Genomic DNA, 10,518 nt, shown 5'->3' on the forward strand with positions numbered 1-10,518 from the left:
GGTGAGGGGCGGCGCGCGTGTCCGGCGCGCGGCGCCGGCCGCAGCCGGGCCGCAGCCGGGCCGCGCTGCGTCCGTGCGTGCGACGGCCGGGGGCGGCACGGGGAGGCGGCACGGGGAGGCGGCACGGGGAGGCGGCACGGGGAGGCGGCACGGGGCCGGGTACCTCCGGACGGAGTCCGGGAAACCGCCCTCCCGGAGGGCTGCTCGGGTGATCCGACGACGCGGCGTGGGGGTCCCGTGCTTCGTGGCGATCCCGTCCGGGAGGATCGCGGAAGAGTGCGTGCCGGGGCGTCGCGAGGCAGACGGGTCTGTCGGGCAGGGCCTCGCCCCGCGGCGGGCTGCGGGCAGGCGATCCGGCCGCCGGGCCTTCCGGCCCGGGGAGGGCGTACGACCCGCCGAAGCGTGCGGCAGCACGTATGGCAGCATGGGCGACCGCGCACGTCACCGGCCCGCACCGGCCCGTGGCACCACGCCGGGACATGGCATCCGCACCGGCCCCACGTCCCCCGCACCGACAGGCGACACCCGCAGCGCGCACACCGAGGAGCAGCTGACCATGGAGCCCAAGCCGGAGATCCTCGCCGCCTTCGAGGCGGCCAAGGGCTTCATGCCGGTAGGCGAGGGACTGGCCCTGTACGCGGCGGCCGTCGATGCGGGAAGGCTCGGACTGCCGCTGCTGGAGGTCGGGACCTACTGCGGTCGGTCGACGATCCTGCTCGCCGACGCCGCACGTCGGGCGGGCGTGAGCGCGATCACGGTCGACCACCACCGGGGCAGCGAGGAACAGCAGCCCGGCTGGGAGTACCACGACCCGGAGGTCGTGGACCCGGAGGTGGGGCGGATGGACACCCTGCCCACCTTCCGCCGCACCCTGCACGGGGCCGGTCTCGAGGACCACGTCATCGCGATCGTCGGACGGTCACCGCAGGTCGCGAAGGTGTGGGGCGGGCCGCTCGGCCTGGTCTTCATCGACGGCGGGCACACCGACGAGCACGCGACCGGCGACTACGAGGGCTGGGCACCGCACGTCGCGGACGGCGGGCTGCTCGTGATCCACGACGTCTTCCCGGACCCCGCCGACGAGTTCACCGGGCAGGCCCCGTACCGCGTCTACCTCAGGGCACTGGATTCCGGTGCCTTCACCGAGGTCTCGGTGACCGACTCGCTGCGCGTCCTCAGGCGTGTGGGCACGGGGATCTGACTTACCGGGCTAGCATCGCGCACGTGTCCAACGGCAGCTCTCCCCACCCCGTTCCCGACCACGACGGCCTCCGGCCCCGCCGCCCACGGGGCGGCACCCTGGCCATCGCGGCCGCCGCGGTGGTGCCCGCCTGCTTCGCCGGCTGGCTGGCCTGGCAGGCCATGAGCGGGCCCGGGGGCGACGGACCGCCCAAGACGCTGCCCTCGCCGAGCGGTTCCCCGGCAGGGCAGGACTCCAAGGCGTCGGAGAGCCCTGCCGGGACCGGGGATGCCACGCAGGCGGGCCGCGGTTCCTCGCCCGCGCCGTCCTCGGCGTCGTCCGCCTCCGCCGACGAGCCGGGCGGGGCCCCGGGCAGGGGACCGCTCAGCGGGCGCACGATCGTCATCGACCCGGGCCACAACCCCGGCAACTTCAAGCACGGCGCCGAGATCGGCGAACTCGTCGACATCGGCACCAACCGCAAGGAGTGCGACACGACGGGCACGGCCACCAACGCGGGTTACAGGGAGGCCGAGTTCACCCTCGACGTCGCCCGCCGGATCCGTACGCTCCTGAAGGAGCAGGGTGCCACCGTCGTCCTCACCCAGGACGGCGACCGCGCCTGGGGGCCGTGCATCGACGAACGGGCCCGGATCGGCAACGAGAAGAAGGCCGACGCGGTGGTGTCGGTGCACGCGGACGGCTCCGCGGCCGGGAACCGCGGCTTCCATGTGATCCTGCCCGCCGAGGTGAAGTCCGGAGCCGCGGACACCTCGGCGATCGTCGGCCCTTCGCGGGACCTCGGGGAGCGCATCGCGGGCCGCTTCGTGCGGGCGACGGGCACCGCGCCGTCCAACTACGTGGGCAAGGGCACGGGACTCGTCGTACGGGACGACCTGGGCGGTCTCAATCTGTCCACCGTCCCGAAGGTGTTCGTCGAGTGCGGCAACATGCGGGATGCCAAGGACGCGGCGCTGCTCACCGACGCGAAGTGGCGCCAGAAGGCCGCGCAGGGCATCGCGGACGGCATCGCCGGGCACCTGGGCGGCTGAGCCGACGCCGGACGCGGGCGCCGCAGACGGAACCGGGCCGCCCGGGGCGTAGCCGGCCGCCAGAAGCCGGGGCCTCCAGGGAGCCGGCGCCACCAGTAAACCGGAGCCGCCAGGGGCGGCAGCCGTGGCGGCCCGAGGGCGGGACCCGGGCTGCCGTACGGAGCGGGGCTCGGGGTCGCGGGGGCCGGAACCCGGGGTTTCAGGCACCGGACCCGGCCTTCCCTCGGGGACCCGACTCCGGGGTTTCCCCAGGGCTCCCCCCGGAAGACGCCCGGACGGAACAGGCGATAGATTCTCCCCACGAAAGGGTGCCACCCCCGCGCTTCGCGCCCCGCAGAGCCCGTAAATCCCGCAAAGCCCGTGAAACGGCATATCGGCGACTAAGGACATTCACGTGAACATCCGCTCCCTCACTCGAGGTGACGGCGTGGTGATCGGAGCAGCGGTGTTGCTGTTCATCGCCTCGTTCCTCGATCTGACTTCCCTCCCTGACTGCTCGGGCGCTTTCTGCCCGGAGTCCGCGAACGCGTGGGACGGTGTGTCCATCCTGATGACCGTGTACCTGGCGGGGGTGATCGGCGCGGCCCTGGTGGTCGTCGCACGGGCGCTGCCCCAGCCGCGCAAGGTGGCCGGTCTCGACCTGGGGCAGTTCGGCATCTCCTTCACCGTCTTCGCGGCCTGGGCCGCCTTCTGGTGGATCATCGACGCGGAGGACGCGGGCGCCGGTCTCATCCTCGGCCTGATCGCAGCCCTGGTCATCGCGGGTGCCGCCGTCGCCACTCCGCTGGTCCCGGCACTGAAGGCGGGCCTGATCCCGGCCCCGAGCCCGCAGGCCCCGGCGCCCTACGGCGCGCAGCAGCCCGGCGGCACCGGCTACGGCTACCCGGGCGGTGGCCAGCAGCAGGGCTGGGCCGGTGGCGGCCAGCCGGGACAGCCCGGTCAGCCCGGTCAGCAGCAGCCGTTCGGCGGCCAGCAGCCTCAGGCCCAGCAGGCCCAGCCGCAGCAGCCCGCCCCCGCGGGCGGGGAGTTCGCACCGTTCTGGTTCGCCGTCCCGGTCGCCCGCCCGCTGTTCCCCGAGGACGGCTCGCCCACCCCGATCGCCGAACTGGCGCCCGGCACCTGGTACCTCGCGGTGGACCAGCGCGGTCCCGCCCTGGTCGCGCAGACCCAGGACGGCCGGCGCGGCGTGCTCCAGGACACCACCGGCATCCAGCGCGGCTGACACCCAGCACCGGCCCGCCCGCGGGCCGCACAGCGACACGAGCGGCCCCCGCCCATCCCGGGCGGGGGCCGTCTTGGCGACCCCGGCCGGGCGGTCCCGGACCAACGGTCCCGGAACGTCTCCGCATCCCCCGGGACGATCCGGTTCGCCGTGAGCCGGGACAGAGATCGCGCGCGGCCCGGGAAGCCGGCCGGGCCGCGTAGCCTCCGGCCGTTTCAATTGCTCACGTGCTCAGGACCGGCGTGCGCCCAGTAGTCCCAGAGCGACGAGCAGGTCCGCGGAGAGCTCCTCCACGAACACGGCCGCCCCGGTGAGCGTGCGCCGGACGGACTCCTCCTCGGGTGTCAGTCCGGCAGCCGCAGCCCAGGCAAGCGCACCGTCCACGGCGGGTTCGACCGGGAACTGCTCCACAGGTATCTCGTAGCTCTCCGCCATGTCGCGATTGAGCAGGGCCTCCCAACTTCTGCCGTCCGGGGTGGCGGCCTCGACGAACCCCACATCGCTGTCCAGGAAGGACACCATGACGGCCGGCGCCCCGGTCTTCCGGACGAGGGCCGCCAGACCGCGCCGTCCCACGCCGGTGAAGTCCGCCACCTGCCACCCCTCCGCCAGCGCCTCCGTCTCACCGACGCCGGTGAAACCGACCGCCTGCATCAGGGCGCGCACGTCCCCTGCGGACCGGGCCGTCAACAATCCACCTGAGTTACCCATGGCCCGCAAGCTAGCTCACGCCTCTGACAAGTCGGCGTGACGCCAGGCCGGGCGGGCGGAGCCGCACCTCCGCCACATGCGCCGGGGGCCGTTGTCATGCGCGTACCCAGGCCGTACAGTTCCGGCACGACAATGCCTGATGCACCGTCAGATACAGGGTGGACGACGCGCACCGGAGAGGGGCACGGATGCGGCTCGGTCTCGCACTCGGCTACTGGGGCCGCGGGCCCGACCCCCGCCACCTCGACCTCGCCCTGGAAGCGGAACGGCTCGGCTACGACTCGGTGTGGACGGCCGAGGCCTGGGGCTCCGACGCCTTCACGCCGCTGACCTGGATCGCCGCCCGCACCACCCGGATACGGCTGGGCACCGCGGTCGCGCAGATGGCGGCCCGCACCCCCACCGCGACCGCCATGCACGCCCTCACCCTGGACCATCTCTCCGGCGGGCGGCTGCTGCTGGGCCTCGGGCTCTCCGGCCCCCAGGTCGTCGAGGGCTGGTACGGGAGGCCCTTCCCGCGCAGTCCGCTCACCGCGACCCGCGAGTACGTCGGCATCGTCCGCCAGGTCCTGCGCCGCGAGGCCCCGGTGCGCCTCGACGGCCGCTTCCACCCGCTGCCGTACGACGGCCCGGACGGCACCGGTCTCGGCAAGCCGCTGAAGTCCATCACCCACCCCCTGCGCCCCGGCATCCCCGTACTGCTCGGCGCCGAGGGCCCGAAGAACATCGCGCAGACGGCGAGGATCGCCGACGGCTGGCTGCCGCTGTACTGGTCGCCGCTGCGCACGGGTGTGTACGAGGCCTCGCTCAAGGGCGCCCCGGACGGCTTCGTGGTCGCCCCGATGGCCCGGGCCTCGGTGTGCGCGGACGTCGCGGAAGGATTGCTGCCCGTCAAGGCCATGCTCGGCTTCTACATCGGCGGCATGGGCCACGCTCGCCGCAACTTCCACGCGGACCTGATGGCCCGCATGGGCTTCGAGGAGGAGGCCCGGCGCATCCAGGACCTCTTCGCCGAGGGGCGCAGGGAGGAGGCCGTGCTGGCCGTGCCGGACGCCTTCGCCGACGAGATCTCTCTCGTCGGCCCTCGCGAGCGGATCGCCGAGCGGCTCCAGGCGTGGCGCGCGGGCCCGGTGACCGACCTGCTGGTGACGGCCCCGGACCCGCACACGCTGCGGGTGCTGGCCGAGCTCAACTCCTGAGGCGCGCGCTGGGAGTTCCGGGGCCCGGCGCGACTCCTGGGGCCAGGGTCGCCGGAGCCTCGTGACCGCACGCGACTCCACCGCGCCGGGCGCCGGGCGCGGCCGACCACGACGGCCCCTCAGGTGCCGCACCGGACTGCCCGCGGAGCGCTCAGCGCACCGCCGCGCAGCAGTCGGGCTCCAGGCCGGCCGGCAGCCGTTCGCCGCCGAACACCGCCGTGGTCGCCTCGTGCCCGCCCAGCGCGGCCACCGCGAGCAGCAGCGCGCCCGCCGTCCACGTCGTGCGCTCGACCGGCCAGACGGCTTCGTCCTCGAACACGTAGCCCGTCCAGTACATGCCGTCCTCGGCCCGCAGGTGCTGGATGGACTGCAGGACCTCCAGCGCCCGGTCCGACTCCCCCATCACCCACAGTGCCAGGGCGAGTTCGGCGCTCTCGCCGCCCGTGACCCACGGGTTGGGCAGCACACAGCGCACGCCGAGGCCGGGCACGACGAAGCGGTCCCAGTCCTTCTCCATCCGCTCCTTGGCCGGGGCGCCCGTGACGGCGCCGCCGAGGACCGGGTAGTACCAGTCCATCGAGTAGCGGTTCTTGTCGAGGAAGCGCTCCGGGTGGCTGCGTATCGCGTGGCCGAGCCCGCCCGCCGCCAACTCCCAGTCGGGCTGTGGTTCTTCGCGCGCTTCCGCGATGGCCAGCGCACAGCGCAGCGCCTGGTACATGGAGGAGCAGCCGGTGAGCAGCGCGTCGGTGACGGGGGTGCCGTCCTCCTCCCGCTTCCAGCCGATCTCGCCGCCCGGCTGCTGGAGTTCCAGCACGAACTCGACGGCGGCGTGGACGGTGGGCCACATGCGGTCCAGGAACGCGTCGTCTCCGGTGGCGAGGTAGTGGTGCCAGACGCCCACGGCGACGTACGCGCAGAAGTTGGTCTCCCGCCCGCGGTCCGTGGGCCGCTCCGGGTCTCCGTCGTGGTACGCCGCGTACCAGGAGCCGTCCGCGTTCTGGTGCCGGGCCAGCCAGGCGTAGGCGCGGGCGGCGGCGGCGTTCTCGCCCGCCGCGTCCAGCGCCATGGCCGCCTCGGTGTGGTCCCACGGGTCGAGGTGGTGCCCGCGGAACCAGGGGATGGCGCCGTCCTCGCGCTGGGCGGCGAGGATGCCCGCCACGGTCTGGGCGGCCTGCTCCGCGGTGAGGACTCCGGGCAGGACGAGATGGTCGGTTCGGCCGGGGCCGCGCCAGGGTGCGGTCACGCCTCGCCCTTCGGCTGGGGGTGGTCCCCGCGGAGCGAGGGGGTGTGGGGCTTGGTCGCGTACGCCACGAAGCTCTTGCCCATCAGCGGGTTGAGGGCGTTCTCGGCGACCCGCGTGGCCAGGGGCTTCTTCATGATGTCCCAGACCAGCAGCTTGTGGTACGCGCGGACGGGCAGCGCCTTGTCGTTGTCCACGCCGAAGGCGCACTTGAGCCACCAGTACGGCGAGTGCAGGGCGTGCGCGTGGTGCGTGCCGTACGGCTTGAGCCCGGCCTCCCGCATCTTGCCGAGGAGTTCGTCGGCGCGGTAGATCCGGATGTGGCCGCCCTCGACCTCGTGGTACGCGTCGGAGAGCGCCCAGCAGACCTTCTCGGGGCCGTAGCGCGGGACGGTGACGGCTATTCTGCCGCCCGGTTTGAGCACCCGGACCATCTCGGCGAGGACGCCCTTGTCGTCGGGGATGTGCTCCATGACCTCGGAGATGATCACCACGTCGAAGGACTCGTCGGGGAAGGGCAGCGCGAGCGCGTCACCCTCCATCGCGGTGGCGGTCGCCCCGGCCGGCGCCTCCCCGGCCTCCTTCATCGCGGCGAACCACTTGGCGACCTCGCGGATCTCGTCCGCGTTGCGGTCGAGGGCCACGACCCGGGCGCCGCGCCGGTAGCACTCGAAGGCGTGCCGGCCCGCGCCGCAGCCCAGGTCGAGTACGCGGTCGCCTGCGGCGAGCGGGAAACGGGTGAAGTCGACGGTCAGCACGGGGGCTCTGCTTTCGTCCGGCGGCGGAGGTCGGGGCAAGGGTCCGTTCCCGGCTGTGCGCCGGACCCGGACTGCCGTACGGGGGTGAGGAGCTGGGTGGGTGCGGTGGCCGCGCGGGCCGCCGCACCGGGAACGTACGCACGAGGTGCGGGGGTCATCGGCGGCCTCCCGCGGACGCGGCAGGGGCCGGAACCTCGGCCGGAACCTCGGCGGGCTGCCCGGAACGCGAGCGGGTCCGGGACCGGGAACGGGACTGGGCCTCGATGGCCTCGCGGTAGCGTTCCACCGTGCCCTGGGCCGCGCGGGCCCAGGTGAACCGGGCGAGGACGCGTTCCCGGCCCGCGGCACCGAGGCGGCGGCGCAGTCCGGGGTCGCCGAGGAGCCGGGAGAGCGCGGCGGCGAGTGCGCCCGCGTCACCCGGCGGAACCGCGAGGCAGGTCTCGCCGTCGGGACCCGCGACCTCCGGTATGGCACCGCCCGTGGTGGCGACCAGCGGGGTGCCCGCGGCCATGGCCTCGGCGGCGGGCAGCGAGAAGCCCTCGTACAGGGACGGCACGCAGGCGACCTGCGCTCCGCGCACCAGGTCGACGAGTTCCGCGTCGGAGATGCCCTTGACGAACTCGACGGACCCCTCGAGTCCGTACCGCGCGATGGCGGCGGCCACCGGCCCGTCCTCGGCGCGCTTGCCGACGACGACGAGATGCGCGTCCGCGTTCTCGGTGCGGAGCTTGGCGAGCGCCTCAATGAGGTGCACCAGCCCCTTGAGCGGGACATCTGCGCTGGACGTGGTGACGATGCGGCCCGTGATCTCGGGCACGGACGGGTCGGGCGAGAACAGTTCGGTGTCGGCGCCGATGTGCACGACATGGATGCGCTCGTCGCGCACCCCGAGGTGGTCGGCGATCTCCTGCCGCGAGGTGCCGGAGACGGTGAGCACGGACGGCAGCCGCCGGGCGACCCGCTTCTGCATCCGGGTGAAGCCGTACCAGCGGCGCACCGATGCGCGGCGCTTCCAGTCCCGGGCCGCGTCCAGGTCCAGCTGCCGGTCCACGGTGATGGGGTGGTGGATCGTGGTGACGAGGGGGGCGCCCAGGGCGCGCGGACCGCCGAGGAGCCCGTACCCCAGCGTCTGGTTGTCGTGGACGACATCGAACTCGCCGCGGCGCGCGGCCAGGTGGCGCCGGGCGCGCAGCGAGAAGGTGAGCGGCTCGGGGAACCCGCCGGTCCACATCGTGGCGACCTCGAGGGCGTCGACCCAGTCGCGGTACTCGTCGCGCTTCGGCGTGCGGAAGGGATCCGGCTGCCGGTAGAGATCGAGGCTGGGGAGTTCGGTGAGGCGCACTCCGTCGCCGACGGAGTCGAGCACCGGGTAGGGCTGGGCGCCGATCACCTCGACGCCGTGGCCGAGGCGGGCGAGTTCGCGCGAGAGGTGGCGTACGTAGACTCCCTGGCCCCCGCAGAACGGGTTCCCCTTGTAGGTGAGCAGGGCGATGCGCAGGGGATTTTCGCCGTCTGCCGCCGCCGGCTCCGCGAGAGTGCCCCGGGCAGTCGCCTCCATGGCCTCAGCGGTCACTCACGGCCCCCTTCTCGCTGCACTTCCGCCGGAGCGTAGCCGCTCGCGCTAATCTAGAACAAGTTTCAGACTTGATCGTTCAAGGACCACCGAATCTACCGGCTGGTAGCCATCCGGAGCGAGGCGGATCAGGTGATTCGCGCCACGACGGACACCCTGCCATGCTGTGCCACCCCGGGGAGCCGGCCGACGAGATCCCCGGTCCGATCGACGGTCGCGGCCGCACACCGCGGGAAAGCCATGGAACGGGACATATGACTACGGAAGCCAAGCAAGATTCGCCGTCGTCCTCTCCTCCGCTGACGGAGCGCCAGGAGGCGCGCCGCCGCCGCATCCTGCACGCCAGTGCCCAGCTCGCCAGCCGGGGCGGCTTCGACGCGGTCCAGATGCGCGAGGTCGCCGAGGCCGCCGGAGTGGCCCTCGGCACCCTCTACCGCTACTTCCCCTCCAAGGTGCACCTGCTGGTCGCCACCATGCAGGACCAGCTCCAGCGCATGCACGAGACCCTCCGCAAGAAGCCGCCCGCCGGGGACACGCCCGCGCAGCGGGTCGCGGAGACCCTGATGAACACCTTCCGCGCGCTCCAGCGCGAGCCGCACCTCGCCGACGCGATGGTGCGCGCGCTGACCTTCGCCGACCGCAGCGTGAGCCCCGAGGTGGACACGGTCTCCCGGCTGACGACCGCGATCATCCTGGACGCGATGGGGCTGGAGGACCGCCCGACCCAGGAACAGCTCTCCGCGGTCCGGGTGATCGAGCACACCTGGCACTCGGCCCTGATCACCTGGCTGTCGGGCCGGGCCTCCATCGCACAGGTGAAGATCGACATCGAGACGGTGTGCCGCCTGATCGACCTCACGCCCCCGGAGTCCTGACCCGGCCACCCCGTTGCCGGCCGGAAGCCCGGCCGGAAGCCCCGAACCCGCGACGCCCGGGCTCGCTCCCCGCGAGCGACGGACACGCGCGCCACAGGGCCGCCCGAACCGGCTCGGCTCCGCCCCACCGTCCGGCTCCCGCCCGCGACCGCACCGCGCTCACCAGGCCCGGCGGCCGCAGGCCCGCCGGCGTCACCGGCCCCCGGCCCCACTTGCCCGGCCGCCCGGACCGCCGGACCAGCCAACCCACACGGCCCGGAAGCACCAGAGCCCGGACGACGGGTTCGCCCGGCCAACGGGCCGCCCGGACCGGCGCAGGTCCGTTCCACCGGCCGCCGCCGACTCGCCGGTCGCCGGCAGGCCGCCGGGGCCGGTGGTGTCCGCCTCGCGCAGCGGAACCGCCACGCCAGTGGGTCGGTGCGGAACCCGCGGGTCCGCCGCGTCCGCCGCGCCCACGCGGCAAAGCCGCGTGCCGCCACGGCCACGCACCCCCGCGACCCGCTCAGTCCTCGGGCGGGAAGACGGTCTCGCCCGTCTCCCGCAGCGTGATCGTGATCGCCTCCACGGGGCAGCCCTCGGCCGCGGCCAGCACGTCCTCGCTCGCGTCGGTGTCGGGATCGAGCGGCCGGGCACGGCGTGTCGCGTCCAGCCGGAAGACCCCGGGAGCTGTGCCCGCGCAGAACGCGGAACCGACGCACACGCCCCGGT

At 73.8% G+C, this 10,518-nt stretch carries 10 protein-coding genes; 5 read left to right on the forward strand and 5 right to left on the reverse strand.

The window, feature by feature from the left end:
- Window positions 1-550: 550 nt before the first annotated feature.
- From GUY61_RS28605 to GUY61_RS28615, 3 genes are all read left to right on the forward strand, one after another.
- Window positions 551-1,201 carry a class I SAM-dependent methyltransferase gene (locus GUY61_RS28605; RefSeq protein WP_398957245.1) on the forward strand — a complete coding sequence of 217 codons (651 nt, stop codon included), beginning with the start codon at window positions 551-553 and terminating at the stop codon, window positions 1,199-1,201.
- Window positions 1,202-1,224: 23 nt separating this feature from the next.
- On the forward strand, window positions 1,225-2,232 hold the full coding sequence (locus GUY61_RS28610; RefSeq protein WP_313896916.1) for an N-acetylmuramoyl-L-alanine amidase: 1,008 nt from the start codon (window positions 1,225-1,227) through the stop codon (window positions 2,230-2,232).
- A gap of 394 nt (window positions 2,233-2,626) precedes the next feature.
- Window positions 2,627-3,454 (forward strand): DUF5336 domain-containing protein, encoded by an 828-nt coding sequence (locus tag GUY61_RS28615; RefSeq protein WP_166633153.1) that lies wholly within the window; start codon window positions 2,627-2,629, stop codon window positions 3,452-3,454.
- 231 nt (window positions 3,455-3,685) lie between these two features.
- On the opposite strand, the gene GUY61_RS28620 is transcribed toward GUY61_RS28615, so the two are convergent.
- Window positions 3,686-4,144, reverse strand: coding sequence for a hypothetical protein (locus GUY61_RS28620; protein WP_208106574.1), 459 nt, complete (start codon window positions 4,142-4,144; stop codon window positions 3,686-3,688).
- A 209-nt stretch (window positions 4,145-4,353) separates the two neighbouring features.
- Between GUY61_RS28620 and GUY61_RS28625 the strand changes: the two genes are divergently transcribed.
- Window positions 4,354-5,364: an LLM class F420-dependent oxidoreductase gene (locus GUY61_RS28625; protein ID WP_166633155.1), complete on the forward strand. Its 1,011-nt coding sequence runs from the start codon at window positions 4,354-4,356 to the stop codon at window positions 5,362-5,364.
- Window positions 5,365-5,515: 151 nt separating this feature from the next.
- On the opposite strand, the gene GUY61_RS28630 is transcribed toward GUY61_RS28625, so the two are convergent.
- From GUY61_RS28630 to GUY61_RS28640, 3 genes are all read right to left on the reverse strand, one after another.
- Window positions 5,516-6,607 carry a prenyltransferase gene (locus GUY61_RS28630; protein ID WP_166633156.1) on the reverse strand — a complete coding sequence of 364 codons (1,092 nt, stop codon included), beginning with the start codon at window positions 6,605-6,607 and terminating at the stop codon, window positions 5,516-5,518.
- Window positions 6,604-7,362, reverse strand: a complete 759-nt coding sequence (locus tag GUY61_RS28635; protein WP_166633157.1) for a class I SAM-dependent methyltransferase — start codon at window positions 7,360-7,362, stop codon at window positions 6,604-6,606. The genes GUY61_RS28630 and GUY61_RS28635 overlap by 4 nt, the downstream gene beginning before the upstream one ends.
- Before the next feature lie 154 nt (window positions 7,363-7,516).
- Window positions 7,517-8,935 carry a glycosyltransferase family 4 protein gene (locus tag GUY61_RS28640; protein WP_166633158.1) on the reverse strand — a complete coding sequence of 473 codons (1,419 nt, stop codon included), beginning with the start codon at window positions 8,933-8,935 and terminating at the stop codon, window positions 7,517-7,519.
- Window positions 8,936-9,189: 254 nt separating this feature from the next.
- On the opposite strand from GUY61_RS28640, the gene GUY61_RS28645 reads away from it, so the two are divergent.
- Entirely contained in the window at window positions 9,190-9,810 is a 621-nt protein-coding gene (locus tag GUY61_RS28645) for a TetR family transcriptional regulator (RefSeq protein ID WP_166633159.1), read from the forward strand.
- Between the two features lie 502 nt (window positions 9,811-10,312).
- Here the strand turns inward: GUY61_RS28645 and GUY61_RS28650 are convergent.
- The coding region (locus GUY61_RS28650) for a ferredoxin (RefSeq protein ID WP_166633160.1) at window positions 10,313-10,518 on the reverse strand (206 nt) is incomplete at its 5' end.

It is taken from the genome of Streptomyces sp. GC420, from assembly GCF_009916105.1.
Taxonomy (GTDB): Bacteria; Actinomycetota; Actinomycetes; order Streptomycetales; family Streptomycetaceae; genus Streptomyces.